Raw genomic sequence first — 26850 nt, 5'->3', positions numbered from 1 at the left:
AATAAATCGAATTCTGTTTTTTCGCTGCGGGTAATCAGTGAGCAATCGGATCACGACTTCAACGAATCAAAACCTTGCTCACCCAGCCAGTCATCACCAGCTTCGGCCAGATCGCGATCGTCTTCATCGTCCTCGTCACCGTTATCCCGCTCATCCCCGTCTTCATCATCCTCACTGGCCGGCTGGGCTGCAGCGGTATCGTGTTTTCGGATGAACTCCAGGCAGGCTGCCGTCACCATGAATTCTTCACCGGCCCGTTCGGCGAGGACGGCGTCGAGATATGGGCTGGCCCAGGCTTCAAGCGTTACCAGGGAAGACAGTTGGTCCCAACAGGGAAATTCCTCGTCATCCGGCTCGCAGCGCACGGCGGCTGCCAGTGCCTTGGGGTTGGCAAAGGAAAAGCTGTCGTAGAAGACAGGTACGACCATTTCCGGGCTGAACTCAATCATCGGCAGGATGGACTTCAGTTCCTGGCGTTTTTCCTTGAGTCTGGCTTTCAGCGCCGATTTCCCCTCCGAATCGTTCAGCAGGTCCTGAATCTCGGCATCGTAGGACGATGCCAGTTCGGAAAAATAGAATGACTTGTTCATTGTTGGATTTTTTCCAAATAGCTGGACCAGATTTCGCGGGCGACAACTTGCGGGTCATCGATCAGGCTGGTGCGCCGGGTCTCGTCATATGCCTTGCGGCGATCAGCGTCAGCCAGCACTTCATAAGCTTCTTGCGCAGCCCGGAATTTGGCCGCTGCATCGGGCTCGGGATTTCGGTCGGGGTGAAACTGGGCCGCCTTCTTTCGATAGGCGCTCTTGATGATTTCCGTGGTCGCATCTGGCGATACGCCCAGTAATCCGTAATAGTCTTTCATGGTGCCTTTGTCAGTGGTCAGGTCCGGCGCATCAACAATCCGCCGGTATCAGCTTGTGCACTGGGCGCATCATATAACAGCGCGCCAAACCTGTTCCTGCAAACAAAAACACCCCGGCAGCACCGGGGCGTTTTGTTGGTGGTACAGATGATCAGCCGCAGGTGCCGACAGCGCCGCAAGCGGTACAGAAATCACAACCATCCTTGCGGATCATCGTGTGGTTGCCGCACTCGCTGCACAGCTTGCCCTGGGTCGGCAGCACCTTGTTGCTGGTGGTGTCTTCCGGCGCTTCCAGGATACCCATCTGCTGCAACGGGAAGCCGGATTCGTCGAGGATGCCGAGCATGGCGTAGCGGTGGATGATCAGCTGGGCGATGTAGGCCACCGTCGACGGATAGGTCTGCTGCTTGCGCGAACCCGGGACGAAGGCCATGAAGTCGCCGAAGGGCTCGGAGTAGTCGACCAACTTGCGCAGCTTCATGCCGATCCAGGCCGGGTCGAGCACGCGCATGTCGAGCGATAGCAGCTTGCACAGGCCGTCGAGGGCGCGCGGGTAATTGCCGGAGAGCCACATCGAGTACGGGCGGGAAGAGCCGTCGGGCAGGGTGATTTCCTTGAGGCCGAGGACGAAGTCCTCGTTGGTCGAGGAGTTGCTGACGTCGACGGTCCAGGACAGCGTGCCGTCGGTGCCGGTCTTCGGCTCCTTGGTGCTGAACAGCGCATCCTTGACCGGCGTCGGGCCGTCGTGGCCGACAGCGCCCAGTTGTTCGACGCGCCAAAGGATGACCTGTGCCATGGCGGCAACGACGGACGGCATGCGCTTGCGCTCGCCATGCGGGGGCATGGCCATGTCGAAGGCGTCGCCCGGCATCTTGGCCAGCGCTTCCAGCTTCATCTGCAGCCAGCCGTGGTCCTTGGCGCGCATGTCCATCGACAGGGTCTTGGCGACGGCGCCCAGGCCGCGCGGTTCGGCCGGGCCGTTGGCCCAGACTTCGAACGGCCAGGCGTGGCCGTCCTGCTCGACGTGGCCGACGAACAGGGCGAACTTGCCGATCGGCGAGTCGACCATATAGGTCCAGCACAGGTTGCCTTCCGGCAGGTTCGGGCGGCCCGGCCAGCGCAGGCTGGCCAGCACCGGGGCCGGCAGGTGCTTGATTTCGAGACGGCGGTTGGCGTCGGAGATGAAGTCCTGCGGTGCCTTGGCGTCGGCGGCGGCGTCGGTCTTGGCCGGCTCGGCAGGGCTGACGGAAAGCACGGAACCGAGCACGCTGTTCGGGCGATAAGTGGCCAGACCCTTGAGGCCGGATTTCCAGGCGCTCATGTAGAGGTCCTGGAAGTCAGCGTAGGGGTAGTCGGCCGGCACATTGACCGTTTTCGAGATCGAGGTGTCGATGAACGGAGCGACGGCTGCCACCATGTCGCTGTGCGCCTGGGCGGAAATTTCCAGCGCCGTGACAAAGAAGTCCGGCAGCTTGGAAACGTCGCCACCACGGTGCTTGTAGAGGCGCCAGGCGTAGTCCTCGACCGAGTATTCCTTGATCGTGCCGTCCTGCATGCGCTTCTTGCGGTTGTAGGTCCAGGAGAATGGCGGCTCGATGCCGTTCGAGGCATTGTCGGCGAAGGCCAGCGAGATGGTGCCGGTCGGCGCGATGGACAGCAGGTGCGAGTTGCGCAGGCCGTGCTTGCGGATTTCCGCCTTGACGTCGCCGGGCAGGCGGGAAGCAAAGTTGCCGCCGGAGAGATACAGTTCGGCGTTGAAGAGCGGGAAGGCGCCACGTTCCTTGGCCATTTCGACCGAGTACAGGTAGGCCGTGTCGCGCATGAATTCGCTGATCCGGGCGGCCATGGCACGGGCTTCCGGCTTGTCGTAGCGCAGGCGGAGCATGGCCAGCGCATCGCCCAGGCCGGTGTAGCCGAGGCCAACGCGACGCTTGTTGGCGGCTTCCTGCTGTTGGCGCTCAAGCGGCCAATGGGTGGCGTCGAGCACGTTGTCGAGCATGCGGGTCGAGATGCGGATGACTTCGGCGAAGGCGTCGAAATCGAACTCGGCCTGCTCGGAGAAAGCGTCCTTGACGTACAGCGTCAGGTTGATCGAACCCAGGCAGCAGCAGCCGTAAGGCGGCAGCGGCTGTTCAGCGCAGGGGTTGGTCGCCTCGATCACTTCGCAGTAATTGAGGTTGTTGTCCTTGTTCATCCGGTCGAGGAACAGGATGCCCGGTTCGGCGTGGTCGTAGGTGGATTTCATCACCTGATCCCACAGGTCGCGAGCCCGTACCTTGCGGTAAACCCAGATGCCATCGTCGCGCTGGTAGGCACCGGCGGCGCGCATGTCGGCATTCGGCTCGGCACGATGCAGCAACTCGACATCACCGTCGGCATCGACGGCTTCCATGAACGGGTCGGTGACGCCGATGGAAATGTTGAAGTTGGTCAGGTCGCCCTTGTCCTTGGCGTGGATGAATTCCTCGATGTCCGGATGGTCGCAGCGCAGCACGCCCATTTGCGCACCGCGGCGGGCGCCGGCAGATTCGACGGTTTCGCACGAGCGGTCGAAAACACGCATGTAGGAAACGGGGCCGGAAGCACGCGACTGCGTGCCCTTGACGCGGGCGCCTTGCGGACGGATGGACGAGAAGTCGTAACCGACACCGCCTCCGCGACGCATGGTTTCTGCGGCTTGGGCCAAGGCAGTGTAGATGCCCGGCTTGCCATCGGTATTCTCGACGATGGAGTCGCCGACCGGCTGCACGAAGCAGTTGATCAGCGTCGCTTGCAGATCGGTACCGGCGGCAGAGTTGATGCGGCCGGCCGGAATGAAGCCGTTTTCCTGGGCCCACAGGAACTTGTTTTCCCAGTGGGCGCGGTCGGCTTCCTGCTCAACCTGGGCCAGCGCATAGGCGACGCGACGACGCACGTCGTGAACATTGGTTTCCTTGCCCTTGGCGTATTTTTCGATCAGCACTTCGCTAGAAATTTCCTGCTCCGGCAGCGGGGAAAATTCCGGTGCTGCGGGGATATCTGTTAGCGAAAGCTGTTCGGCGATTTTGCTCATCAAGGGCTCCTCTACAAAATTCAGATTGTCTGGGTTATTAATCTTGGAATGTTGCAAAGCTACTAGATATAGTGGGCCAAGGCAATATCTTGACTATATGCGGTGTTTTGTGTGTTTGCTCCGAGGGATGCTGTCGGGGTAAAAAAAGCCAGAAAAAACAAAGCCCCGGCACCTCTCGGTGGCCGGGGCCGGACAAAAAAATATTTTTGTTTTAGAGGGCGAGCAGGGTCTGTGCGTGGTGCGCCATCATCCATTCCTCGTTAGTCGGGATGACCAGCACATCGACGCTGCTGTTGCCGGCCGAGATGCGCAGTTCGTGGCGGGCGTTGGCTTCCGGATTCAGGCGAATGCCCAGCCATTCGGACAGCAGGCAGACGCGGCGGCGCACTTCGGCGGCGTGTTCGCCGATGCCGCCGGTGAACACCAGCGCATCCAGACCGCCAGCCGCGGCGGCCAGAGAACCGAGTTCGCGGGCGATGCGGTAGCAGAACAGGTTGACCGCTTCCCCCGCTTCCGGCTTGTCGCTGGCGAGCAGGGTGCGCATGTCCTGGCTGAGACCGGAAACGCCGAGCAGGCCGGATTCCTTGTAGAGCATCTTGGTCATGTCCTTGACCGACAGATTCTTGGTTTCCATCAGGTGCAGGATGACGCCGGGGTCGAGGTTGCCGCAGCGGGTGCCCATGACCAGGCCGTCGATGGTCGAAAAACCGAGCGTCGTGGCGACGCACTTGCGGTCGACCATGGCCGCCATGCTGGCGCCGTTGCCGAGGTGGGCGACGACGACGCGGCCAGTGGCGCGGCCGGAATGCTGCGGCAGGGCGCGGGCGATGTACTCGTAGGACAGGCCGTGGAAGCCGTAGCGCTTGATGCCCTCGGCCGTGATGTTGCGCGGCAGGCCGAAGGTCTGGGCGACTTCCGGCTGGCTGCGGTGGAAGGCGGTGTCGAAGCAGGCGATCTGCGGCACGCTGGGCAGCAGGGCCTGCAGGGCGATGATGCCGGCGACGTTGTGCGGCTCGTGCAGCGGGGCGAGCGGGATGAAGCTCTGCAGGTGGCCGAGCACGGTGTCGTCAATCACGGTCGGCTGCGAGTAACGCTCGCCGCCATGCACGACGCGGTGGCCGACAGCGACGATCTGCCAGTTGGCATGGCTGGCGGTGAACCACTTGAGCAGGGCGTCGAAGGCCTGGGCGTGGCTGACCTTGCCACCTTCGAGCAGTTGGTCGGCGATGCGCTCGCCGGCCTTGTTCTTGGCGACCATCCTGGTCGTTTCGGCGCCGATGCCGTCGATCTGGCCGGAGACTTCGGCTTCCGGGGAAATCGGGTGGTCGAGGGAGAAGAGGGCGAACTTGATGGAGGACGATCCAGCATTGATCGTCAGGATTCCTTGCTTCATTGTCAGGTGGTTCCGTTCTTGCGGTTGTGGTGGGCGATCAGTGCGGCGATGACGCACGATGCGGTTCGGGTTTCGGCGCTGTCGGCGCGGCTGGTCAGCACAATGGGTACCTTGGTGCCGAGCACGATGCCGGCAGTCAGGGCGTTGGCCAGGTATTCGAGCTGCTTGGCCACCATGTTGCCGGATTCGAGATCGGGCACGACGAGGATTTCAGCATGGCCGGCGACGGCCGACTTGATGCCCTTGGTCTTGGCGGCGACGATGGACACGGCGTTGTCGAAGGCGAGCGGGCCGTCGAGGATGCCGCCCTTGATCTGGCCGCGGTCGGCCATCTTGCACAGGGCGGCGGCATCGAGGGTGGACTGGATCTTCGGATTGACCGTTTCAACGGCCGACAGGATGGCGACCTTGGGTTCGGGAATGCCGATGATGTGGGCCAGGTCGATGGCGTTCTGGATGATGTCGACCTTGTCTTCCAGTGTCGGTGCAATGTTGATCGCCGCGTCGGTGATCAGCAGCGGCCGGTGGTAGGTCGGCACGTCCATGACGAAGACGTGGCTGATCCGGCGGTTGGTGCGCAGGCCGTTGGCGCGGGCGACGACTTCGCCCATCAGCTCGTCAGTATGCAGGCTGCCCTTCATCAGCGCCTCGGCATCGCCGGTACGGACCAGCGACACGGCCAGCGCCGCCGAGTCATGGCTGTGCGCCGCATGGACGATGCGGATGCCGTGCAGGTCGATGCCGAATTCCTCGGCCACAGCGCGAATCTTGTTCTCCGGGCCAACCAGGATGGGCTCGATGATGCCGGCCTGGAAGGCCATGACCGGGCCTTTCAGCGACTCCTGGTCGCACGGGTGGGCGACGGCGGTGGGGATCGGCTCCAGGCCTTTGACGCGCTCGAGCAGGTGGATGTAACGCTCGTGCTTGTCGTCGATGCGGATCTCCGGCATGTGCACTTCCTGCAGGCGGGAGACCTTTTCGGTCGGGGCCAGCACTTCGGCGGTGCCGCGTACCACCTGCAGGTTTTCCTGGTTGGTGCACACGCAGTCGAAAATGACGTGCTTGTTGTGGTCGAATTTCTGCTTGGCGGTGACGGTGATCGTGATGCTGTCGCCAATGGTGACCGGGCGGGCGAAATGCAGCGTCTGATCGACCAGGATGGTGCCGGGACCGGGAAACTGGGTGCCCAGCACCGTTGAAATCAGCGAACCGCTCCACATGCCGTGAGCGATCACTTCGCGGAACATGCCGCTTTCGGAGAATTGTGGGTCGACAACGGCCGGATTGACGTCGCCGGTCAGGATGGCGAACAGTTTGACGTCTTCGGGCATCAGCGTCCGCTTGAGGCTGGCTGAGTCGCCGACGCGGATTTCGTCGAAGGTCTTGTTAACCAGATAGCGTTGTTCGGGTTGGTTCATGAATCCCTGCTCCAGTGAGTCACGCGAAGGGCTAGTATAGATTGCTGCGGTGCAGCAGCCAATATTGGGCGGTGGCCGGCGGTGAGCCCGATGTGAGAAAAATCACTTTCGGCTCGCTACGCGGCGCTCACGACTGATCAGCGGCGTCGGCATGTCGAGGTCCAGGCCGGGGTGGCGCTGCAGCAACTGGTCGAGCACCCACTGGTTGGCTTCGTAGGTGAATTCCCGGGCTTCCAGCGGCGCGCCGGTCAGCGCCTCGGCAAACAGCGCGACGGCCGCCGAGCGGCTGACGCCATATTCGCAATGCACCATCAGCGACATCTCGAAAGGGGCGGCATGCAGTTCCTCGATGAAGGCGCTGATCTGCGCCGCCATGTGGTAATCGAACAGGCCGGGGCAGGCCGGCATGAATTCGTCGGCCGGCACTGCATCGAAGAAGGACAGACGCAAGACGTGGCGGAATAGCGGGTCAAGTCTGGCTTCAGGGGTCGTCGGGTCGGTGATCGAAATCACGGCCATGTAGGGCGAGCCACGCAACTGTTCGGCCAGTTTGCGTGAAGTGTATTGGACCTGGCTGATGGTCATCGTGTCATTCCATGAAAACCGGGTCGGAGAAGACCAGGGTGCCGTCCTTGCGCATCATCAGGTTGTCGGCCTTGATCAGGTCCGGCAGGGCGCCGTATTCGCCGGAAAAGACTTCCAGCGCCTTGAGCGACTCCTGAACCGCATCGCTCCAGCCCATCGGTGTCACCGTCAGGTGATGCAGGGCGATGCGCCCCATGTCCTGGGCCAGATTGCGCCACATCATGCAGGCGTCGAAATAGGACGTGGACAGCTTGGTCGCGACCTCGACGGCCTCGCCGCTGCCGGGGAGCGGATAGAGTCGCTCGACCTCGACGATGTGAAAGGGGAAGCCGCGACTGGAGCGGCCGGCCGTACCGTGGTCGGCGAATACCACCGGGAAGTGGTTGCCGGTCGGGCGGTCTTCGGCCGTGTAGTAGGCGTAGTCGGTGGGCGACGAAAGCACCTTGTAGACGCGTTCCTGGCCATCGACAGTGTCGGCCTCGAGCACGATGGTGCTTTCGCCGCGGCCGATTTCCTTGCGGCCGTTGAGCAAGGGGTGATCCGGTACGGGATCGGGGAGTAGTCCGTCAGCTTCGGCCATGGTGGTCTCCGAAATGGCTACATGTTGGCGGGAGGAGTCCCGCCAACATGGATTTAGCCCGTTTTGCCGCTTGGCCGCAACGAGGCGGCCGGGTCGGTCTTAGGCGACGATGTGCGAACCGGCATCGACGTAGATCGTCTGGCCGGTCATGCCGGACGAGCCGGAGGTGCACAGGAAGGCGGTCAGGGCGCCGACTTCCTCGATGGTCACGGTACGGCCGAGCGGCGCCTTCTGGGCATCGGCTTCAAGCAGGGTGTTGAAGTTGGCGATGCCGGAAGCGGCGCGGGTCATGATCGGGCCGGGTGACACGGCGAAGACGCGGATGCCCTTGGGGCCGAGGTCGTAGGCCATGTAGCGGACGGCGGACTCAAGTGCTGCCTTGATGATGCCCATCACGCCATAGTTGCGGACGACGCGCTCGGCACCGAGGTAGGACATGGTGATCAGCGAGCCGCCGTGGGCCATCAGCGGCTCCAGCAGCTTGGCCATGCGCAGGAAGCTATGGCAGGAAACGTTCATCGCCGAGTCGAAACCTTCTTCGGTCGTGTCGATGACGCGGCCATGCAGGTCGTCGGCATTGCAGAAGGCCATCGAGTGAATGGCAAAGTCGAGCTCACCAAACACTTCGCCGCACTTGGCGATGACGGCTTCCAGGCTGCCCTCTTCGGAAACATCAAGCTTTTCGAAAAGCTTGGCACCAATGGACTCGGCCAGCGGCTGCGTGTATTTGGCGGTCTTGTCGTTCTGGTAGGTCAGGGCGACTTCGCCACCGAGTGCGACGATGGCCTTGGCGACGGCAAAGGCGATCGACTTGTCGTTGGCAATGCCGGTAACCAGGCCTTTTTTGCCAGCCAGCGGGAGGTGGTTTTGGACGGTGTCGTTCATGCTGTTCTTCCTTTATTTATGCGGTCTTCAAGCCGCCATGATGCTGCGGCATTGTTACCGTTTTTAGAGCAATTATTAAATAATGCTGTGGTGCAGCATTATTGTTGCACATCTAAAAAATCCCGGGGCGGCAATTCTGGGCAGGCAGGAGCGCCGGTGTTGCTTTTTAGAAAATCGCTTCATTGCTGCAATTCCGTTCAGTCAAAAGGAAAACACTTCGAATTCGTCGTTCCCGCGCAGGCGGGAATCCAGTACCTTGAAATCACTGGGTTCCCGCCTGCGCGGGAACGACGCTTAACTGAACGGGATTCGCTTCATCGCTGCTCTTTGACCTGAGACAACAAAATGAAACACGATGGTGCTACGCTTTCCCTCGTCATAAGTATTCCTCAGGGGGTTGTCGTGGCGCTGAACGATATGCATGCCGAGGCCGTGGCCGGAGTGGTCGACCGCGTTGTTGCCCGTTATCACCGGGATCCCACCTGCATGGTGCAGATACTGCGCGAGGTTCAGGAGGCTTGTGACTGGATCTCGCCCGAAGCCATCGACCGGATGCAGGTGACGCTGGGCGTTCCGCGGACCAAGATCGAGGGGGTCGCCGGCTTTTACGCCTTTTTCTACACCGAGCCGCGCGGCAAATACCGGGTGCTGTTTTCGGACAACATTACCGACCGCATGCTGGGCAGCAAGGCGATGATGGATCGCCTGTGCAACAGCCTGTGGGTCGAGCGCGGCAAGGTGTCGGAAGACGGCCTGGTCAGCGTCGCCCAGACGGCCTGCACCGGCATGTGCGATCAGGGGCCGGCGCTGCTGATCAATAACTACGCCATTGCCGGATTGACGGCGGAACGCATCGACGAAATCGCCGAACTGATCCGCGGCAAGGTGCCGCTGGCCGAATGGCCGCCGGCCTATTTCAAGACCGAAGACAACATCCGCCGGGCCGATATCCTGCTCAATGCCGATTTCAAACCCGGTGAGGCGCTGCTGGCCGCCCGAGCGCGGGCGCCGAGCGATGGCCTGAATTCATCGAACATGCGTTCCTGGCGCGAAGGCTTGCCCAGCGGCATCGGCGGCCCGGGCGCCACGCTCGACGAAATCAAGCGCGCCAATTTGCGTGGGCGCGGCGGCGCCGGCTTCACCACCGGCCTGAAATGGGAGGCCTGCCGCAACGCACCGCTCAAGGCCGGGGCGCAGCGCATCGTTGTCTGCAACGCCGATGAAGGCGAACCCGGAACGTTCAAGGATCGCGTCCTGCTGTCGCGGAACCCCGATCTGGTCTTCGAGGGCATGACGGTGGCGGCCTATGCGGTCGGTGCGACGCGCGGCTTCGTCTATCTGCGCGGCGAATACCGCTACATGCTCGACCACCTCAATGCCGTGCTGGCCCATCGCCGGCGCCAGAACCTTCTGGGCAAGGACATCCTCGGCCTGCCGGGGGCAGATTTCGATATCGAGATTCATGTCGGGGCCGGCGCCTATATCTGCGGCGAAGAGTCGGCATTGATCGAATCGCTCGAAGGCAAGCGCGGCACCCCGCGCAACCGGCCGCCCTTCCCGGTGACCAACGGCTATCTGGACCAGCCGACCATCGTCAATAACGTTGAAACCTTTGCCGCCGCGGCGCTGATCGCTTTGAACGGCGGCGACTGGTATGCCGCGATCGGCACCAAACATTCGGCCGGCACCAAGCTGCTTTCCGTATCCGGCGATTGCGAGCGGCCGGGCATCTACGAATACCCGTTCGGCGTCAGCATCCGCCAGGTGCTTGAGGATTGCGGCGCGACCGACACCCAGGCCGCGCAGGTCAGCGGGCCGTCCGGCATCTGCGTCGCTGAGGCCGAGTTCGACCGCATCATCGGCTTCGAGGATATCCCTACTGCTGGCGCTTTCACCGTGTTCGACAACACACGCGACATGTTCGAAGTCGCGCGCAACTACGTGCATTTCTTCCAGCACGAAAGCTGCGGTTTCTGCACGCCGTGCCGGGTCGGTACCTCGTTGCTCAAGAACCTGATGGACAAGTTGCACAACGGCTGCGGTTCTCCTTACGACTTTACGGAAATCGAAAAGCTGAACCAGTTGCTGCAATCGATGAGTCACTGCGGTCTTGGCCACACGGCCTGTAACCCGGTGCTCGACACGATTGCCAAATTCCGGCCGTACTACGATCAGCGGATGATCCAGCAGGACTTCACACCCGCTTTCGATCTCGACCGCGCGCTGTCGTCGGCCCGGCAGATGACCGGCCGTGACGATGCCGGCGCCCATCTGGTCAGCGAAAACGGAGGTGCAGCATGAGCCATACTTTTACGCTCGATGGCAAGACCATTCCTTTTGTTGATGGCCAAACCATCATCCAGGCGGCCGGTGCGGCCGGTGTTTTCATTCCGCACCTGTGCTACCACCCGGAATTCAAGCCGCATGGCTCGTGCAAGTTGTGCACGGTCAAGGTTAATGGTCGCCACACGGCTTCCTGCACCATGCGCGCCTCGCCCGGCATGGTCGTCGAGAGCGAAACCGAGGAAATCAACGCCGAACGTCGCGCCTTGACGCAGATGCTGTTCGTCGAGGGCAACCACTTCTGCCCGTCATGCGAAAAAAGCGGCAACTGCCAATTGCAGGCGACGGCCTACCATCTCGGCATGATGTCGCCGCATTACGACCACTTCTTCCCGAATCGGGCGGTCGATGCCTCGCATCCCGAAGTCCTGCTCGACTTCAATCGCTGCATCCTTTGTTCGCTCTGTGTGCGGGCCAGTCGGGATGTCGATGGCAAGAACGTTTTCGCCCTCTCCGGGCGCGGCATCAAGACGCACCTGATCGTCAATGCCAAATCCGGCGAGCTGGGCGATACCGACTTCACGCTGTCCGACAAGGCGGCGCAGGTCTGCCCGGTCGGCGTCATCCTGAAAAAACGCCAAGGCTTCGCCGTGCCGATCGGCGAGCGCAAGTTTGACAAGGCACCGATTTCTGAAACTGCCGAAACCACAGGGGGGCGGTGAGATGACTGCGAAGAAGAAACTCAAGGTTGCCACGACCTCGCTGGCCGGTTGTTTCGGCTGCCACATGTCTTTTCTCGACATCGACGAACGGCTGTTCACGCTGCTCGAACACATCGAGTTCGACCGCTCGCCGCTGACTGATATCAAGACCTGCAGCCCGGATTGCGACATCGGCATCATCGAAGGCGGCCTGTGCAACGCGGAGAACGTCCATGTGCTGCGCGAGTTCCGCAAGAACTGCAAGATCCTGATCGCCATGGGCGCCTGCGCCATCAACGGTGGCCTGCCGGCGCAACGCAACCACCTGCCGCTGACGACCATCCTTGAAGAGGTCTATCACACCAGCCCCGGGCTGGCCAACGGCATGATTCCTAACGATCCGGAACTGCCGCTGCCGCTGAACCAGGTCCATCCGATCCATGAGGTGGTCAAGGTTGATTACTTCATGCCTGGTTGCCCGCCGTCGGCGGACGCGATCTGGAAGGTGCTGACTGACCTGCTGGCGGGTAAAGAACCCGAACTGGGACATGGGCTGATGCACTATGACTGAGTTGATTTTGTCATTCCCGCGCAGGCGGGAACCCAGCTGGATTCCCGCCTGCGCGGGAATGACGATTCGGATAGGGAGATTTGAATGACCTACCAACTTGAAACCGCTGCCCACCCCGAAACCCTGCGCCGTGTGGCGATCGACCCGGTATCCCGCGTCGAAGGCCATGGCAAGGTCACCATCCTGCTCGACGACCAGAACAAGGTCCATCAGGTGCGCCTGCACATCGTCGAATTTCGTGGCTTCGAGAAATTCATCCAGGGGCGGCCGTACTGGGAAGTGCCGGTCATGGTCCAGCGCCTGTGCGGCATCTGCCCGGTGTCGCACCATCTGGCGGCTTCCAAGGCGCTCGATATCATCGTCGGCGCCAAGAAGCTGACGCCTGCCGCCGAAAAGCTGCGCCGGCTGATGCATTACGGCCAGATGCTGCAGTCGCATGCACTGCACTTCTTCCACCTCTGTTCGCCGGATCTGCTGTTCGGATTCGACAGTGATGTGACCAAGCGCAACATCGTCGGCGTCGCCATGGCGCATCCGGAAACCGCCAAGCGCGGCGTGCTGCTGCGCAAGTTCGGGCAGGAAGTGATCCGCGTCACCGCCGGCAAGCGGGTGCATGGCACGGGGGCGGTGCCGGGTGGCGTCAACAAGTCGCTGACCATTGCCGAGCGCGACGAGTTGCTGAAGGACATCTACCACATCGTCCAGTGGTCGCGCGATGCGGTGCACCTGATCCAGAAGGTACATACGCAAGACCCGGGGCTGTACAACAGCTTCGGCATCTTCCGCTCCAATTTCATGTCCATCGTCGGCCATGGCGGTGACCTCGATTTCTATCACGGCACCCTGCGCGCCCGCGACGACAACGGCAAGATCCTCTTCGACCATGTCGATTACCAGCAGTACGACCAGTACATCGAAGAAGAAGTCCGGCCGTGGAGCTACATGAAGTTCCCGTTCTTCAAATCGATCGGCAAGGAGCATGGCTGGTACAAGGTCGGCCCGCTGGCCCGCGTGCAGAACTGCGACCAGATTTCGACGCCTTTCGCCGAACACGAGCGCAAGGAGTTCGTCGATTACGCCGGTGGTACGCCGATGCACGCCCCGCTGGCCTACCACTGGACGCGGATGATCGAAATGCTGCACGCCGCCGAAGTGATCAAGGAGCTGCTGCACGACGACGACCTGCTGTCCGACAACCTGATGGTCCAGGGCGAACGCCAGATGGACGGTGTCGGTGTCATCGAGGCACCACGCGGCACGCTGTTCCATCACTACCGCGTCGATGAGAATGACCTGATCACCATGGCCAACCTGATCGTCTCGACGACCAACAACAACCAGGCCATGAACGAAGCCATCCGCCACGTCGCCCGCCGCTACCTGCATGGCCGCGAAGTGACCGAAGGCCTGCTCAACCACATCGAAGTCGCCATCCGCGCCTTCGATCCCTGCCTCTCCTGCGCCACCCACGCGCTGGGAAAGATGCCGCTCGAAGTCGAGCTGGTCGATGTCGAAGGGCAGGTCGTTCATTCGCTGAGCCGCTCATGACTGCACCGGTTGTCGTCTTCGCCGTCGGCAACCCCAGCCGCGGCGATGACGCGATCGGCCCGGAACTCTGCGGCCGACTGGAAGGGTGGTTGGAGGATGAAGGCTTGAGCGGACAGTTCGAACTGATCGAAGATTTCCAGCTCCAGATCGAACATGCGCTTGATTTGCAGGGTCGGCAGCTTGCCCTGTTCATCGACGCCGGCGCCAACACCCCGGGTCCGTTTACCTTCCAGCGCATCGTCCCGGCTACCGGCGCCGCCTATACGACGCACGAATTGCCGCCGGAAGCGGTGCTGCAGGTTTTTGTGCAGACCGAAAATGCCGAACCGCCGCCGGCTTTTGTGCTTTGCGTGCGTGGTGAGCAGTTCGAGCTGGGAGAGCCGCTCAGCGCCGCGGCCTCGAAACACCTTGAGGCTGCCATGGCGCTGCTGGCGCAACTCTGCCGCAATCCCTCGCTTGCCGCGTGGGAGCTGGACTTGTCTTCAGTCGACGCCTGAATTTGGCATTTCCTGCCGGCCAGCTTGCACCCCGGCGGCTTCCAATGGGGGCGGCAGGGGTTTTTCACGCAGACCGTGCATTCAAGATTTCAAATGAATATTTTGAAATGACATTTGAAAGTTCGCTGTATTCGTATTTCATGGCGACTCCTTTTTTCATCAACAGGAGTCTGCAATGCTTAATGCTTTCTACGAATCGCTGGTCAACGTTCCTGGTGTCGCCGTACTCAACGGCGCGTCGGAAATCGAGCCTTATCGCCCAGATACGGGTGGCGCCACCCGTTATCCGGCCGCAGTGCTGCTCGTCACCGAGGTTGCCGCCGTGCCGAGGATCCTTGCGGCGGCCAATGCCCACCGGGTGCCCTTGTGGCCGATCAGCGGCGGGCGCAACTTTGGCTATGGCACGGCGCAGGCGGTCAAGCCGGGGAGTGTCGTCGTCGACCTGTCGCCGCTCAAGCAAATCGAGATCGATACCGAAGCGGCCGTGGCGCGCATCCAGCCCGGCGTTTGCCAGCACGATCTGGAACAGGCCATCCAGCGCGCCGGCGCCCGCTTGCTCGTGCCGACCACCGGCGTCGGCCCGAATGGGAATATTCTCGGCAATGCACTGGATGGCGGCTATGGTCTGACGCCGATTGTCGATCACTTCGAGGCCGTTTCCGAACTCGAAGGTTTCTGGGGCAGTGGCCAGGCCTTTCGCCATGCCTACAAGGATCTGCACTGCGGCGATCTGGCCGAGCGCTGGCGGGTCGGCACCGGCCCGTATTGGGGCGGCTTGCTGCGTCAGGGCAGTTTTGGCCTGGTCACTCGGGCGACGGTGCAACTGGCGCGGGTACCCGAGGACTGCCGCATCCTGATTTTCGAATGGGCCTCCGACGAAAAATTCGAGGCCAGCCAGACGGCGCTCAACCGCATTGCCGAAGACATTCCCGGCATCGGCGGCATCATCATGATGAACGACTTCCGCATTCTCGCTACCCAGCCCGATGCGCCGCTCGCCACCTCGCGCCGCGGCAGCGAGCGGGCCGACTACCTGAAGGGCGAGGCTGGCCGGCGCAAGATATCGAGCTGGACGGCGCTGGGCACGCTGTATGGCTCAAGGCACGCTGTGCAAGGCGCCGTGCGCGACATCCGGCGCCGCGTCAAAGACTGCCGGATCTGGAGCTTCAGCACCCGCGAAATCCGCCTGCTGCAAAGCCTGTTCAAAGCCCTGCCGAATCGACTCTTCCCCAGCCTGCGCCGCCATCTCGGTTCGCTGGTCAATGCCCTGGGGACGGTCGAAGGCGTGCCGATCACGGCTTTTTTGCGCATCGCCTATGCGCTGGAGAAAAATGCCCGGCCGCTCGATATATCGGCCCACCCGGCCCGGGATGGCCAGGGCATCCTTTGGTACGCGCCGCTACTGCCATTCACGCCGCAAGCCGTGCGCTGCTATCGGGAAATCATGGGCGAAGTGCTCGCCCGCCACGGTTTCGACCCCCTGCTCGCCGTTACCTCGCGCTCGCCACGCGTCCTGTCGGCCACCATCCCGCTGCTCTTCGACCCAGCCAATCAAGAAGATGTGACACGCGCCAAAGCCTGCTACCGCGATCTGGTCAGCTCCGGCCTGCGCCGCGGCTGGCCTCCTTATCGTCTGGGCGTGGACTACATGGACCTGATCGGTGCCGGGGAGGGCTCGGAGCAATCTGAGTTTCACCAACGCCTGAAAGCAGCGCTCGATCCGAATAACGTCATCGCCCCGGGGCGCTACTCCGGCGGGCGGCATTAGGCCAGGGCAAGCAAAGGGCCAGCGAATTCGGCTTCGAAGGAAGCCGGAGTTCTGCTGGCCCGAATGTCTTTTGTGGGATCGGTATGGAACGTGGGGTGTCAGTGGTTTGGTGAACCCAAAAGTTACTAACCATGAAAGGCTGCAATGTGCCCAATGCGGACCTTCGCTTTGTAGGTTTAATTAGGCAGCTTACCTGACCAAAGCTGCTCTCTAAAAACCATGCACCTAGGAGATGGAGGTGGCGCTCCGGTGTTACAACACTGTTAGCAGTATTACGATTGCCAAAATAGCGAAGCACAAAGTTGCTGCTGCCAAAATCGAACTTCCAAACTGAATGGTCTTCACCGAAGTTGTCACCAACTTCTTGCCGCTAAGCATCGGCATCAGCAAGTTATCTTTGCCGACGAGCCAATAAAGCAGAATTGCCGTGATATGGATGACAATCAGGACAACCAGTAGGTTTGCCAGCCGGTGGTGAACGGCACTGGCTGCATCTGAAGTCATCCCGATGACACGATGTGCCAATGGCCCTTGGAACAAGATGCCATCATTTGCCATTAGTCCGGTGCCGGCCTGAACCAGGAGCACTACCAGCATGGCAACCACCATCCAGCCACCCAAGGGATTATGACCAACCGACTTTGAATCCCGATGAACAAGGTATTTCTGTATGGCGGCGAAGCCACCTAGAAATTCACTGAATCGCGCCGTTTGACTGCCGAGAACGCCCCAGACCAGACGAAAGAGCACCAAGGCCAAAACTCCCTCTCCTGCAAGCTCATGGATGTCGAGCGCTCCAATTGATGCACTCAAAAACAAGACGCCAACAAGAAGCGAAAGGCTCCAATGAAAAAGCCTTGTCGGCAAATCCCAAATCTGAATGAGGTGCTTGGCCTGACTCATTGTGCTTACCAGCCTTTCTTGTAAGGCTGATGGCAACTCTTGCAGTCAGCCGTCACTTTGGCGAAGGCTTCGTTCACCGCTGCCTTGTCAGGAGACGGAGCAACAGCCAGTGCTGCAAGTGCCTGCGCGTTTACTTGAAAACTCTTCGACTTCTGGACAAAGTCCGGGAAGCTGCGCCAGATGTCCTCCTTGGCGGCAGAAAAGATTCCGCCTTTACTTCCTGCAGGAAAGAGGCTCGGAATACGCTCAGCAAAATCAGCCACCGACTTGGCAGAGGTGGCGACGGTCGCCATGTTGCCTTCGGCAAGCGCATCCTTGATGGTTGCAACTGCCCGCTTGCTACCTTTGAAACCGCTCTCTCGCTCAGAGATGACGTCGCTGGCGCCTGCCGTTGAGATGATTAAACCGCTGACTATCAGGGCGATTAACTTTTTGGTGGTCATGATTGCCTCGCTTGAATAAGTGGGGGCTGCCGAGAATTTCGGGCGCAAGTTGCCTATCGAAGATGCCGAAGGCACTTCGCTTATGAAATCTCTATAGAAGGGGATTAGGGAGGCTGGCGCTGAGCTATGAGCCTCGAGATTGGTTGGCTACGGTTTTTGATGCCGCCGGCTCATCTGACGGCCATCACGAATATTCAGCCCCATCAGCGTGAGATTGATTGCGCCAGCCAGCAACTCCAGAACCTGCACGGTGTAGAACATGCTGTCGAACTCCCCTGCCTGTGCCTTGATGCTGAGAAAGATAGCCGCCGGAATTAGTACCAACAGGCCATTGGCACCGATGATGGGCATACGGCGACGTTTGGCGACTAAGATGGGGAAAGTGCTCTTGCCGCCCATGGCAAATCCGGTCGCACCGGTAATGGCCATGCAGGGAACGAATGCGATAAATGCATAGGTAATCGCAACCTTTACGCTGGTTGCCGCGCTATGGTCGAGGAAAAGTTCGGCAACCACGGTCGATGTCCAGAACATCGCGATGAAGAGGAAGGCAAATACGCCCGCAACGGCATGGACATTACGTTTCATCATGCTCTCCTTGTACCGATACCCCGTGAAGTTGAGAAATAAGGCTCAAGGTACGAAGCGTGATTTCGAGGTCTTGGGTGGAGAATGCTTCCCCTGTCTTGGCTGCGTGAGATTGCCACGCTTGGTTAACACGCTCGAAAAGCACGCTGCCTTTATCGGTCAGGCGGTAATGCGGTGAGCGTTGATGGGAAGGGTTGGGCAACTTCTCAATCAAGCCATCTTCGGCAAGAAGATTGAGCTGCTTCTGAGCGCCTTGCCGCGAAACACCCATTTGGTCAGCAATTTGTGGGGCAGTCTGTTTTTGGCCAGCCCAAGCAATTGCACCAAGGATTTGCCAGCGTGCGCTGGTCAGGCCGTAGGGTGTGGTGAATGCGTCACCCCATTCCAGCATCTTGCCGTTTGCCTGGAAGAGCGCGACAACGGTCTCTGACATGAGACGGGAAATTTCTGTTTGCATCGAAAGTGCCTCTCAAAGGATTAACTGACAACCAGTTTCCACCAACGGCAACCGGTTGTCAACATTCTTTTAAGTCGGCAAAATTCTTAAATGTACCGATGCCAGGCAGCGAGAACGGTAAGCACATGAACGACCGCTATGATGCCAATTGCAGCCTTACCTCCGCGCGAGAGTGACTGTCCGGAGGTGGCCGGCAACTGCCTGTTACAAATGAATAGCTTGATCGGCAAAATCTGACATTCATCCAAATACCAAGCGAATCGACAGTAAATTTTCTTGAGATTTCGTGATGCTTGTTGCGAGAATGGGCTGAGAAAAACACCGTGATTCCTGAGCTCATGGGTGGGTGGATTTTTCGGCGAGGTCTATAATCCAAACAGCTAATGACCATGTGGTCAGTAACCAGTTGGGTGTCTCATGAACCGTTCCAGAGTTGGCAAGTTTTTGGTCGTTGCCCTGTTTTTGTCAGCGGCAGCAGCTGTCGGGTTTTACCTCTATCAGAATCGTCCTGCGGGTTTGCCGGCCGGCCTTGCTTCCGGCAACGGCCGGCTGGAGGCGACGGAGGTTGATGTTGCGACCAAGGTCGCTGGCCGATTGAGCGAGCTCGGGCCGCGTGAGGGGGATTGGGTCGAGATGGGGGCGGTGGTGGCCCGGCTTGATGCCGACGACCTGCGGGCTCAGTTGCGGGCTGCCGAGGCTCAGGTGCGGCAGGCGCAGAAGGCGGTCGATGAAACGTGGGCTGGGGTGCGCAAGTCGAAGTCCGACGTCACGCTGGCCGGCAAGACTTTGAAGCGTTCTGAGGAACTGGTCGGTAAGGGGTTCATTTCGCGCAACAAGCTCGATACCGACCAGACTGGCATGGAAGGCGCGATGGCCGGCATGGCGCAGGCGCAGAGCCGGGTGGCCGAGGCCAATGCGGCGGTGGCGGCGGCGCAGGCCCGGGTGGAAAGCCTGCAGGCAAGCCTGGACGATACCGCCTTGAAGGCCCCGATTGCCGGCCGCGTGCTTTACCGGCTGGCCGAGCCGGGCGAGGTGCTGGCGGCGGGCGGCAAGGCGCTGACGCTGCTCGATTTATCCGACATGTACATGACCATCTACTTGCCGACCGAGAAGGCCGGGCAGGTGGCGATCGGTAGTGAGGCGCGCATTGTGCTCGACGGTTTGCCTGGACAGGCGATTCCAGCGACGGTGAGTTTTGTCGCCCCGAAAGCGCAATTCACGCCGCGCGAGGTGGAGACTCGCACCGAGCGCGAAAAGCTGATGTTCCGCCTCAAGGTCAAGGCAGACCCTGCCTGGCTGACGGCGCATCGCGATCTGGCCAAGGGCGGCATGCCGGGCGTGGCTTATGTCCGGCTCGATGCCGATGCGGCCTGGCCGGCCAACCTGCAGATCAACGGGAAATAATTCGCCATGGACCGCGTGCCGGTCGCCAGATTGTCCGCAGTCAGCCATCGCTACGGCGCGGTGGTGGCGCTGGCGGGCGCCGATCTTGCGCTGCCGGCCGGCGGCATGGTCGGCCTGATCGGGCCGGATGGCGTCGGCAAGTCGTCGTTGCTGGCGCTGATTTCAGGCGCGCGGCAAATTCAGACCGGCAAGGTAGAGGTGCTGGGCGGCGACATTGGCGACCGCCATTTTCGTGCTTCGGTACAGCCGCGCATCGCCTACATGCCGCAGGGGCTGGGCAAGAATCTTTATCCGACGCTGTCGGTTTTCGAGAATGTCGAATTCTTCGGCCGACTGTTCGGCCAAGGCAAGGCGGAGCGCGCGGCGCGTATTGGCGAACTGCTCGCCGCGACCGGACTTTCACCTTTTGCCGACCGTCCGGCGGCCAAGCTGTCCGGCGGCATGAAGCAGAAACTCGGCCTGTGTTGCGCGCTGATCCACGATCCCGACCTGCTGATTCTCGACGAGCCGACGACCGGCGTCGATCCGCTGTCACGCCGCCAGTTCTGGGAACTGATTGACAGCATCCGCGCCCGCCGGCCGGGCATGAGCGTGCTGGTTGCCACCGCCTACATGGAGGAGGCCGAGCGCTTCGACTGGCTGGTGGCGATGGACGACGGCAAGGTGATCGGCACCGGCACACCGGCCGAATTGCGCGCACAGACCGGGCAGTCGACGCTGGATGGCGCCTTCATCCAGTTGCTGCCGGAAGACAAGCGGCGCGCCCACCAGACGCTGGTCATCCCGCCCTGGGTTGATCGCAGTCCGGGCTATGCCATCGAGGCCGAGGGGCTGACCCAGCGCTTTGGCGATTTCGTCGCCGTCGACGGCGTCAGTTTCCAGATCGATGAGGGCGAAATCTTCGGTTTCCTCGGCTCGAACGGCTGCGGCAAGACGACGACCATGAAGATGCTGACCGGCCTGCTGCCGCCGACTTCCGGTGAGGCCAAACTGTTCGGCAAGCTGGTCGACGCCAAGGATCTCGAAACGCGCAAGCAGGTCGGCTACATGTCGCAATCCTTCTCGCTCTACGGCGAACTGACGGTGGCGGCCAACCTCGATCTGCACGCCCGGCTGTTCCACCTGCCCGCCGCCCGGCGCGGCCCGCGCATTGCCGAGCTGATGCAGCGTTTCGGGCTGGACGAATACGCCGATAAGGCGGCGGCCGAACTGCCGCTCGGCATCCGCCAGCGCCTGTCGCTGGCCGTGGCGGTGGTCCATGAGCCCAAGCTGCTGATCCTCGACGAGCCGACTTCCGGCGTCGATCCGGTGGCGCGCGACGAGTTCTGGGCGCTGCTGGTCGAACTGTCGCGCCAGCACGGCGTCACCATCTTCATCTCGACCCATTTCATGAACGAGGCCGAGCGCTGCGACCGGATTTCGCTGATGCATGCCGGCAAGGTGCTGGCCAGCGATACGCCGGCAGCCTTGTGTGCGGCGCGCGGTGAAAAGACACTGGAAGCGGCCTTTATCGCCTATTTGGAAGAGGCGAGCGGGGTGACAAAAGGTGAAACCGCCCAACTCCTACCTCTTTATGTTCCGCAGGAACGGTATCCCTTGGGGCAAGGGGGAGGCACGGAGGGGGATGGGTCGGAGGCATCTGCTCAGACTCAACCCATCCCCTCCCCAGCCCTCCCCTTGAAGGGGAGGGAGAGGGCCGGCTTCAGCCTGCGCCGCCTGCTCGGCTACGCCTACCGCGAAGCGCTCGAACTGCGCCGCGACATGATCCGCCTCGGTTTCGCGCTGCTTGGTTCGGTGATCATGATGTTCGTGCTCGGCTACGGCATGTCCTTCGATGTCGAAAATCTGCGCTTCGCCGTGCTCGACCGCGACCAGAGCCCGGAGAGCCGCGACTACATTGCCAACGTGGCCGGTTCGCGCTACTTCGTGCAACGGCCGAATCTGCTCGACGAAGCCGACCTCGACCGGCGCATGAAGAGCGGCGAGGTGTCGCTGGCCATCGAGATTCCCGCCGACTACGGGCGCGATCTGCGACGCGGCCGGGCGCCCGAAATCGGCGTGCTGGTCGACGGTGCCATGCCCTACCGCGGCGAAACGATGCGCGGCTACATCGAGGGCATGCATCGCGACTATGTGCAGCGCCTGTTGCGCGAGCAGGCCGGGCAGGCGGCGGCGCAGCCCTTCAGCATCGAGTCGCGCTATCGCTACAACCAGGATTTCAAGAGCGTCTACGCCATGGTGCCGGCGGTCATCCCGCTGCTCATGCTACTCATTCCTGCCATCCTGATGGCGCTTGGCGTTGTGCGCGAGAAAGAGCTCGGCTCGATCACCAACCTGTATGTGACGCCGGTCACCCGCCTCGAATTCCTGATCGGCAAGCAGCTGCCCTACATCGCCGTCTGCATGGCGAGCTACCTGCTGATGATGCTGGAAGCCGTGCTGCTCTTCGGCGTGCCGGTCAAGGGCAGCTTCCTGGCCATGACGCTGGGGGCCTTGCTCTATGTGACGGCGACGACCGGCCTCGGCCTGCTGATGTCCATCTTCACCAAAACGCAGATTGCCGCGCTGTTCGGCACCGCCATCGTCACCATGCTGCCGACCGTGCAATTCTCTGGCCTGACCACGCCGGTCGAGTCGCTGCAGGGGGCGGGCTACTGGGTCGGCCAGTTCTACCCGGCGACCTATTTCATCCTGATCTGCCGCGGCGCCTTCACCAAGGGCCTGGGCTTCGCCGAACTGTGGCCCTCGCTGCTGGCGCTGGCGGCCTTCATCCCGGTGCTGACGCTGGCCAGTGTCAGCTTGTTGAAGAAGCAGGAGAAATAAGGTGGAACGCTTCTCCTGGACCAACATCTTCCGCCTCGGCCTCAAGGAACTGCGCAGCCTGGCCGCCGACAAGGTGCTGCTCGGCCTGATCGTCTGGGCCTTCTCGGGCGCCATCTACGAAGCGGCGACCGGCGTTTCGCAGGAATTGCACAACGCGCCGGTGGCCATCGTCAACGAAGATGCTTCGCCGCTCTCTGTGCGCATCGCCGGGGCGCTCTATCCGCCATATTTCAAACCACCGGAATTGATTCGCCTCGATCAGGTGGATGCGGCGATGAACAGCAACAAATACGCCTTCGTGCTGGTCATTCCACAAAACTTCCAGCGCGACCTGGCCGCCGGCCGGCAGCCGGAAATCCAGCTCAACATCGATGCCACGCTGGTCAGCCAGGCCTTCATCGGCGCCAGCTACATCAGCCAGATCGTCAGCGGCGAGGTCAGCGAATTCCTGACCGGGCGGCGCGATTCGGCGTCGTCGCCCATTCGCCTGACCACCCGGGCCCGTTTCAACCCCAACCTGACCGGCCTGTGGTTCGGCGGGGTCATGGAAGCGATCAATAACGTCACCATGCTGACCATCATCCTGGTCGGCGCCGCCTTCATCCGCGAGCGCGAGCACGGCACCATCGAGCACTTGCTGGTCATGCCGCTGACGCCGTTGGAGATCATGATGGCCAAAATCTGGGCCAATGGTCTGGCCGTCCTGCTCGGCGTCGCCTTTGCCTTGCTGGTCATGGTGCAACGGGTGCTACAGGTGCCGATTGCCGGATCGGTGCCGCTCTTCCTCGCGGCGGCGGCCTGTTACCTGTTCTCGGCGGCCTCCATCGGCATCTTCCTCGGCACCATTGCCCGCTCGATGCCGCAGCTTGGCCTCCTGATCATCACCACCATCGTGCCGCTGCAACTGCTGTCCGGCGGCGTGACGCCCCAGGAGAGCATGCCGGAGACGATCCGTCACATCATGGCGGCAACGCCGACCACCTATTTCGTCCGCCTGGCCCAGGGCATCCTTTATCGCGGTGCCGGGCTGGTCGAGGTCTGGTCCGATTTGCTGATGATGACCGGTGTCGGCGCAGCCTTTTTCTTCATTGCGCTGATCCGCTTCCGCAAGGCGGTGACCCAGACGCAGCTCTGAGCTGTATCAGGAATTGTTGATACAAATCATGGGCGAAGTGCTCGCCGGAGCGGATCATTTGAACGACTTGAAGTTTCATGGAAAGCGTTCCAAGTCGACATGTTTTTCCTCAGATATATCTTAACGGCGGCTTCGGTCGCCGCCTTTTTTGGTGCTGCCCAGGCCGCTGATACCGCCGAGCGGCAGTATGTCGCCATCGCCAAACTGCCGGCTGACAGCATCAAAACCAGGGTCGGGCAGGTCGTCGAAGTCGATGTCGATTTGTCGGTACCCGGCAGCCTTGAAATCAACGAATCTGGCGAACGGCTGGATGTCCTCTACCGCATGTCCTTCAACCAGCTGGCCGAAGGCTGGAGCTGGCAGCCGCTGGCCGACCCCGCCGTCGATGACTATTACCGCTTCAAGTTCCTGCCGCTGCAGTCGGTGACGGAAGAGCGCGGCGAATATCAGCACGAGGACAAGATCGGCACGCCGCAGCAAATGAAGGTGAGCTGGCGCTACGACTATTTCCTGGCCTTCGAGAATCTCTACGATTTCTACCCGCGCCAGGTCGATGACGATGCAGGATTCTCGGCCAGCCTGCCGGCTGCCGTTACCGGGCATGTCGGCCTGCGGGCCAAGGCTGTTCTGGTCGAGCCGGTGATCAGCGAAAGCACGACGTTCTGGAAAGCCACCTATGGCAAACCGACCGATTTCACGCTGAAAAAACGTTACCTCGTCGGCAAGCTGCAGGAAATCGACTTTGTCGATACGACCAGCGGCGAAGTGCTTTGCCGCATCCAGCCGGGGCAGGGGCGCTGCTCGGCTCGTTGACTCCGGCCAAGGCGCCGGCTGCGGTCGACGCCTTGAGAATTGTCGCTTGGTTGTAAACCAGCACGCTAGCCTGGCGTGGGCTGTGCCTGAAGGGGGCGTCCATTTGTCAGGCCAAGGCCGATGCCCCCCGATTGCCATCGTTATCACTTCCCGTTAACGTGCGCCCTCCATCTTTTTTCAACCGCAACGAAGGCTCTCAACATGCAGAAACGCTTCATCGCCAGCGCCGCGCTCCTCCTCGCCCTCTCTTTCCAGGCGGCTGCCTCCGAGCCGAAGGAAGAAATGACCGCCTCCGGCATCGGCATCACGATGCTCAAGGAAGGCAGCGGCACCAGTCCGAAGGCCAGCGACACGGTCAAGGTGCACTACCGTGGCACGCTGACCACGGGTCAGGAATTCGACAGCTCCTACCGTCGCAATGAACCGGCCGCCTTCCCGCTCAACCGCGTGATTCCGTGCTGGACCGAAGGCGTGCAGAAGATCAAGGTCGGTGGCAAGGCCAAACTGGTTTGCCCGCCCAACCTGGCGTACGGCAGCCGCAGCCTGCCGGGTATTCCGCCCAATTCGACGCTGGTTTTCGAGGTCGAGTTGCTCGACATCGCCAAGTAAAGGCACAGGCGGCGCATAGTCCGGCTCATGCGTCGCCTGTCATTCTTGCGTCATACCGACAGCTCAAACTAGCGCGATTGCCATTCTGCCGGAGGCGACAATGCGCCACCTTTCGCTGCTCGTATCTGCCCTGCTTTTTTCCGCCTTCGCCCAGGCCGCCTCAAACGCCAACATCACCACCATCAGTTGCTCCGGCAGCCGGTCATTCGACCTGATCAACGGCGCCCTGTTGTCCTGTGATGGCGATTTCTCGCTGATCGGCGGCAGCATCGATTCGGATACCGGAATCACGATCAGCGCAGGCGGCTCCTTGTTTCTTGATGACCTGAGACTCAGCGCACCCAGCGTCGGGCTGAAAACGCTTAGCGGCGCAATCACCATTGCCAGTGGCACATCGATCTATGCGCGCGACTGGGCCAACTTCGATCTCAGTGCATCTCCCCGTTTGACTTTTGCGCAACCGGGCCTGGCACGCCTGGAAAGGGGTGAAGTAACAATCAACGCTGGCGGTGATATTTCGCTAGGACAGCCGGGCCGGATTACGCTGAGCCAAGGAAATGGCGTTATTGCGCAGCGAGGCGATATCGATCTGATTGTGGCGAACGGCGGTGGTCAAATCGTGGTGAGCGGTGGTGGCAACCTCACCCTGGTCTCCTCCGTGCCGGAGCCGAGCATGGCCTGGTCGCTGCTCGCCGGCGGGCTGCTCCTCGCCCTTCGGCGTACCGGCCGAAAAGACCGGGCCTGAGCGCGAATGCCGTTCAGTTAATTGTCATTCCCGCGCAGGCGGGAATCCAGTACTTTGAAATCCCTGGGTTCCCGCCTGCGCGGGAACGACTAATTCGAAGGGTTTTCCTCTTAACTGAACAGAATTGGGGCCTGAGCGCCTTTCAGGCAGGCACCCGGCGGTGTCTTGTGAGCACCGCCAGCTTGTCGGATTCCCGCCCACGCACCCCAAGGGTACTTCCTGCGGGGCGCGGGAATGAGCTTTCCGAATAAATCGGCAGCTACTTAGCGATAAACCAGTACCGGCACCTTGGAGTGGGTCAGTACCTTGTTGGTTTCGCTGCCGAGCAGGAAACCGCTGATGCCGCGGCGGCCGTGCGAGGCCATGAAGATCAGGTCGCAGCCGGACTTTTCGGCGGCCTCGATAATCGCTTCGTAGGGCACATCGCTGGTGGCTGAAGTCGTGCTGCATTCGACGCCGGCTTCGGCGCACATCTTCTGCACTTCACCCAGATATTCGGTGGCTTGTTGCTCGGCCAGTTCGGCGAATTTTTCCGGCGTGGTCGGGTCGATCAGGGCGCCTTCGCCAAAATAGGCGATCGGGTATTCCGGCTTGGCAAAAAATACGGTGACGCGGGCCCCGGCTTCCTTGGCGAACGACACGGCGCGCTCTGCCGTGGCACGGGAAAGTTCGGAACCGTCGGTCGGGACGAAGATGTGCTTGAACATGCGTAACCTCCTGAGATGGTCTGCTGGCGTTGCATTCCGCCGTATTGAGGTTCATGCTACGCCAAGTCGGGAGGAAT

General features: G+C 61.2%; 26 protein-coding genes. 13 read left to right on the top strand and 13 right to left on the bottom strand.

Going from position 1 to position 26850, the window contains the following annotated elements:
* Positions 1 to 50: 50 nt before the first annotated feature.
* The 8 genes from KI617_RS14385 to fabI all read right to left on the bottom strand — a co-directional run bounded on the left by KI617_RS14385 (position 51) and on the right by fabI (position 8778).
* Entirely contained in the window at positions 51 to 590 is a 540-nt protein-coding gene (locus KI617_RS14385) for a hypothetical protein (protein ID WP_226447386.1), read from the bottom strand.
* On the bottom strand, positions 587 to 865 hold the full coding sequence (locus KI617_RS14380; protein ID WP_226447384.1) for a DnaJ domain-containing protein: 279 nt from the start codon (positions 863 to 865) through the stop codon (positions 587 to 589). The genes KI617_RS14385 and KI617_RS14380 overlap by 4 nt, the downstream gene beginning before the upstream one ends.
* Before the next feature lie 151 nt (positions 866 to 1016).
* On the bottom strand, positions 1017 to 3917 hold the full coding sequence (locus KI617_RS14375; protein WP_226447382.1) for an adenosylcobalamin-dependent ribonucleoside-diphosphate reductase: 2901 nt from the start codon (positions 3915 to 3917) through the stop codon (positions 1017 to 1019).
* Between the two features lie 211 nt (positions 3918 to 4128).
* Positions 4129 to 5310, bottom strand: a complete 1182-nt coding sequence (locus KI617_RS14370; RefSeq protein WP_226447380.1) for an acetate/propionate family kinase — start codon at positions 5308 to 5310, stop codon at positions 4129 to 4131.
* A gap of 2 nt (positions 5311 to 5312) precedes the next feature.
* A complete protein-coding gene (locus KI617_RS14365; protein WP_226447378.1) occupies positions 5313 to 6728 on the bottom strand; it encodes a bifunctional enoyl-CoA hydratase/phosphate acetyltransferase in 1416 nt (471 codons plus the stop codon).
* Positions 6729 to 6830: 102 nt separating this feature from the next.
* Positions 6831 to 7313: a hypothetical protein gene (locus KI617_RS14360; RefSeq protein ID WP_226447376.1), complete on the bottom strand. Its 483-nt coding sequence runs from the start codon at positions 7311 to 7313 to the stop codon at positions 6831 to 6833.
* A 4-nt stretch (positions 7314 to 7317) separates the two neighbouring features.
* Positions 7318 to 7893: a hypothetical protein gene (locus KI617_RS14355; RefSeq protein ID WP_226447374.1), complete on the bottom strand. Its 576-nt coding sequence runs from the start codon at positions 7891 to 7893 to the stop codon at positions 7318 to 7320.
* Positions 7894 to 7992: 99 nt separating this feature from the next.
* Positions 7993 to 8778, bottom strand: a complete 786-nt coding sequence (gene fabI, locus KI617_RS14350) for an enoyl-ACP reductase FabI (RefSeq protein WP_226447372.1) — start codon at positions 8776 to 8778, stop codon at positions 7993 to 7995.
* On the opposite strand from fabI, the gene KI617_RS14345 reads away from it, so the two are divergent.
* From KI617_RS14345 to KI617_RS14315, 7 genes are all read left to right on the top strand, one after another.
* Positions 8761 to 9114, top strand: a complete 354-nt coding sequence (locus KI617_RS14345; protein ID WP_226447370.1) for a hypothetical protein — start codon at positions 8761 to 8763, stop codon at positions 9112 to 9114. The genes fabI and KI617_RS14345 overlap by 18 nt on opposite strands.
* Before the next feature lie 66 nt (positions 9115 to 9180).
* Positions 9181 to 11079, top strand: a complete 1899-nt coding sequence (locus tag KI617_RS14340) for an NAD(P)H-dependent oxidoreductase subunit E (RefSeq protein ID WP_404826722.1) — start codon at positions 9181 to 9183, stop codon at positions 11077 to 11079.
* The gene (locus KI617_RS14335; RefSeq protein WP_226447368.1) at positions 11076 to 11783 is read left to right on the top strand and encodes a 2Fe-2S iron-sulfur cluster-binding protein; all 708 of its coding nucleotides are present in this window, start codon (positions 11076 to 11078) and stop codon (positions 11781 to 11783) included. Before KI617_RS14340 ends, KI617_RS14335 begins: the two co-directional genes overlap by 4 nt.
* A 1-nt stretch (position 11784) precedes the next feature.
* Positions 11785 to 12333, top strand: a complete 549-nt coding sequence (locus KI617_RS14330) for an NADH-quinone oxidoreductase subunit B family protein (RefSeq protein WP_011286746.1) — start codon at positions 11785 to 11787, stop codon at positions 12331 to 12333.
* Positions 12334 to 12417: 84 nt separating this feature from the next.
* Positions 12418 to 13881 (top strand): Ni/Fe hydrogenase subunit alpha, encoded by a 1464-nt coding sequence (locus KI617_RS14325; RefSeq protein WP_226447367.1) that lies wholly within the window; start codon positions 12418 to 12420, stop codon positions 13879 to 13881.
* Positions 13878 to 14378 carry a hydrogenase maturation protease gene (locus KI617_RS14320; RefSeq protein ID WP_226447365.1) on the top strand — a complete coding sequence of 167 codons (501 nt, stop codon included), beginning with the start codon at positions 13878 to 13880 and terminating at the stop codon, positions 14376 to 14378. The genes KI617_RS14325 and KI617_RS14320 overlap by 4 nt, the downstream gene beginning before the upstream one ends.
* Before the next feature lie 175 nt (positions 14379 to 14553).
* Positions 14554 to 16146: an FAD-binding oxidoreductase gene (locus KI617_RS14315; protein WP_226447363.1), complete on the top strand. Its 1593-nt coding sequence runs from the start codon at positions 14554 to 14556 to the stop codon at positions 16144 to 16146.
* Positions 16147 to 16398: 252 nt separating this feature from the next.
* Here KI617_RS14315 and KI617_RS14310 read toward each other — a convergent pair whose 3' ends face one another.
* The 4 genes from KI617_RS14310 to KI617_RS14295 all read right to left on the bottom strand — a co-directional run bounded on the left by KI617_RS14310 (position 16399) and on the right by KI617_RS14295 (position 18537).
* Positions 16399 to 17049 carry a cytochrome b/b6 domain-containing protein gene (locus tag KI617_RS14310; protein ID WP_226447361.1) on the bottom strand — a complete coding sequence of 217 codons (651 nt, stop codon included), beginning with the start codon at positions 17047 to 17049 and terminating at the stop codon, positions 16399 to 16401.
* A 5-nt stretch (positions 17050 to 17054) separates the two neighbouring features.
* Positions 17055 to 17492, bottom strand: coding sequence for a c-type cytochrome (locus tag KI617_RS14305; protein ID WP_226447359.1), 438 nt, complete (start codon positions 17490 to 17492; stop codon positions 17055 to 17057).
* A gap of 147 nt (positions 17493 to 17639) precedes the next feature.
* A complete protein-coding gene (locus KI617_RS14300) occupies positions 17640 to 18083 on the bottom strand; it encodes a hypothetical protein (protein ID WP_226447357.1) in 444 nt (147 codons plus the stop codon).
* Positions 18070 to 18537 (bottom strand): MarR family winged helix-turn-helix transcriptional regulator, encoded by a 468-nt coding sequence (locus KI617_RS14295; protein WP_226447355.1) that lies wholly within the window; start codon positions 18535 to 18537, stop codon positions 18070 to 18072. The genes KI617_RS14300 and KI617_RS14295 overlap by 14 nt, the downstream gene beginning before the upstream one ends.
* A 417-nt stretch (positions 18538 to 18954) precedes the next feature.
* On the opposite strand from KI617_RS14295, the gene KI617_RS14290 reads away from it, so the two are divergent.
* From KI617_RS14290 to KI617_RS14265, 6 genes are all read left to right on the top strand, one after another.
* Positions 18955 to 19941 carry an HlyD family secretion protein gene (locus tag KI617_RS14290; protein ID WP_226447354.1) on the top strand — a complete coding sequence of 329 codons (987 nt, stop codon included), beginning with the start codon at positions 18955 to 18957 and terminating at the stop codon, positions 19939 to 19941.
* 6 nt (positions 19942 to 19947) lie between these two features.
* The gene (rbbA, locus tag KI617_RS14285) at positions 19948 to 22764 is read left to right on the top strand and encodes a ribosome-associated ATPase/putative transporter RbbA (RefSeq protein WP_226447352.1); all 2817 of its coding nucleotides are present in this window, start codon (positions 19948 to 19950) and stop codon (positions 22762 to 22764) included.
* A 1-nt stretch (position 22765) separates the two neighbouring features.
* Positions 22766 to 23899 (top strand): ABC transporter permease, encoded by a 1134-nt coding sequence (locus tag KI617_RS14280; protein WP_226447350.1) that lies wholly within the window; start codon positions 22766 to 22768, stop codon positions 23897 to 23899.
* 99 nt (positions 23900 to 23998) lie between these two features.
* Positions 23999 to 24712, top strand: a complete 714-nt coding sequence (locus KI617_RS14275) for a hypothetical protein (RefSeq protein ID WP_226447349.1) — start codon at positions 23999 to 24001, stop codon at positions 24710 to 24712.
* A gap of 201 nt (positions 24713 to 24913) precedes the next feature.
* Positions 24914 to 25321, top strand: a complete 408-nt coding sequence (locus KI617_RS14270) for an FKBP-type peptidyl-prolyl cis-trans isomerase (RefSeq protein ID WP_226447347.1) — start codon at positions 24914 to 24916, stop codon at positions 25319 to 25321.
* Between the two features lie 100 nt (positions 25322 to 25421).
* Positions 25422 to 26066 (top strand): PEP-CTERM sorting domain-containing protein, encoded by a 645-nt coding sequence (locus KI617_RS14265; protein WP_226447345.1) that lies wholly within the window; start codon positions 25422 to 25424, stop codon positions 26064 to 26066.
* 263 nt (positions 26067 to 26329) lie between these two features.
* On the opposite strand, the gene KI617_RS14260 is transcribed toward KI617_RS14265, so the two are convergent.
* On the bottom strand, positions 26330 to 26773 hold the full coding sequence (locus KI617_RS14260) for a universal stress protein (protein WP_226447343.1): 444 nt from the start codon (positions 26771 to 26773) through the stop codon (positions 26330 to 26332).
* Positions 26774 to 26850 lie beyond the last annotated feature (77 nt).

The organism is Ferribacterium limneticum (assembly GCF_020510625.1).
GTDB classification, from domain to species: Bacteria; Pseudomonadota; Gammaproteobacteria; order Burkholderiales; family Rhodocyclaceae; genus Azonexus; species Azonexus limneticus_A.
The sequence above is the reverse complement of the archived record's forward strand: the minus strand, read 5'-3'. Positions and strand labels throughout refer to the sequence as shown.

What these genes read in the sequence shown, in the direction of transcription:
- KI617_RS14300 (WP_226447357.1), bottom strand. Translation starts at nt 18,083, where the DNA reads ATGATGAAACGTAATGTCCATGCCGTTGCGGGCGTATTTGCCTTCCTC.
- KI617_RS14315 (WP_226447363.1), top strand. Translation starts at nt 14,554, where the DNA reads ATGCTTAATGCTTTCTACGAATCGCTGGTCAACGTTCCTGGTGTCGCC.
- KI617_RS14370 (WP_226447380.1), bottom strand. Translation starts at nt 5,310, where the DNA reads ATGAAGCAAGGAATCCTGACGATCAATGCTGGATCGTCCTCCATCAAG.
- KI617_RS14325 (WP_226447367.1), top strand. Translation starts at nt 12,418, where the DNA reads ATGACCTACCAACTTGAAACCGCTGCCCACCCCGAAACCCTGCGCCGT.
- KI617_RS14320 (WP_226447365.1), top strand. Translation starts at nt 13,878, where the DNA reads ATGACTGCACCGGTTGTCGTCTTCGCCGTCGGCAACCCCAGCCGCGGC.
- KI617_RS14375 (WP_226447382.1), bottom strand. Translation starts at nt 3,917, where the DNA reads ATGAGCAAAATCGCCGAACAGCTTTCGCTAACAGATATCCCCGCAGCA.
- KI617_RS14385 (WP_226447386.1), bottom strand. Translation starts at nt 590, where the DNA reads ATGAACAAGTCATTCTATTTTTCCGAACTGGCATCGTCCTACGATGCC.
- KI617_RS14265 (WP_226447345.1), top strand. Translation starts at nt 25,422, where the DNA reads ATGCGCCACCTTTCGCTGCTCGTATCTGCCCTGCTTTTTTCCGCCTTC.
- KI617_RS14260 (WP_226447343.1), bottom strand. Translation starts at nt 26,773, where the DNA reads ATGTTCAAGCACATCTTCGTCCCGACCGACGGTTCCGAACTTTCCCGT.
- KI617_RS14305 (WP_226447359.1), bottom strand. Translation starts at nt 17,492, where the DNA reads ATGACCACCAAAAAGTTAATCGCCCTGATAGTCAGCGGTTTAATCATC.
- KI617_RS14335 (WP_226447368.1), top strand. Translation starts at nt 11,076, where the DNA reads ATGAGCCATACTTTTACGCTCGATGGCAAGACCATTCCTTTTGTTGAT.
- KI617_RS14360 (WP_226447376.1), bottom strand. Translation starts at nt 7,313, where the DNA reads ATGACCATCAGCCAGGTCCAATACACTTCACGCAAACTGGCCGAACAG.
- KI617_RS14380 (WP_226447384.1), bottom strand. Translation starts at nt 865, where the DNA reads ATGAAAGACTATTACGGATTACTGGGCGTATCGCCAGATGCGACCACG.
- KI617_RS14330 (WP_011286746.1), top strand. Translation starts at nt 11,785, where the DNA reads ATGACTGCGAAGAAGAAACTCAAGGTTGCCACGACCTCGCTGGCCGGT.
- KI617_RS14310 (WP_226447361.1), bottom strand. Translation starts at nt 17,049, where the DNA reads ATGAGTCAGGCCAAGCACCTCATTCAGATTTGGGATTTGCCGACAAGG.
- KI617_RS14295 (WP_226447355.1), bottom strand. Translation starts at nt 18,537, where the DNA reads ATGCAAACAGAAATTTCCCGTCTCATGTCAGAGACCGTTGTCGCGCTC.
- KI617_RS14290 (WP_226447354.1), top strand. Translation starts at nt 18,955, where the DNA reads ATGAACCGTTCCAGAGTTGGCAAGTTTTTGGTCGTTGCCCTGTTTTTG.
- KI617_RS14270 (WP_226447347.1), top strand. Translation starts at nt 24,914, where the DNA reads ATGCAGAAACGCTTCATCGCCAGCGCCGCGCTCCTCCTCGCCCTCTCT.
- KI617_RS14355 (WP_226447374.1), bottom strand. Translation starts at nt 7,893, where the DNA reads ATGGCCGAAGCTGACGGACTACTCCCCGATCCCGTACCGGATCACCCC.
- fabI (WP_226447372.1), bottom strand. Translation starts at nt 8,778, where the DNA reads ATGAACGACACCGTCCAAAACCACCTCCCGCTGGCTGGCAAAAAAGGC.
- KI617_RS14275 (WP_226447349.1), top strand. Translation starts at nt 23,999, where the DNA reads ATGTTTTTCCTCAGATATATCTTAACGGCGGCTTCGGTCGCCGCCTTT.
- rbbA (WP_226447352.1), top strand. Translation starts at nt 19,948, where the DNA reads ATGGACCGCGTGCCGGTCGCCAGATTGTCCGCAGTCAGCCATCGCTAC.
- KI617_RS14365 (WP_226447378.1), bottom strand. Translation starts at nt 6,728, where the DNA reads ATGAACCAACCCGAACAACGCTATCTGGTTAACAAGACCTTCGACGAA.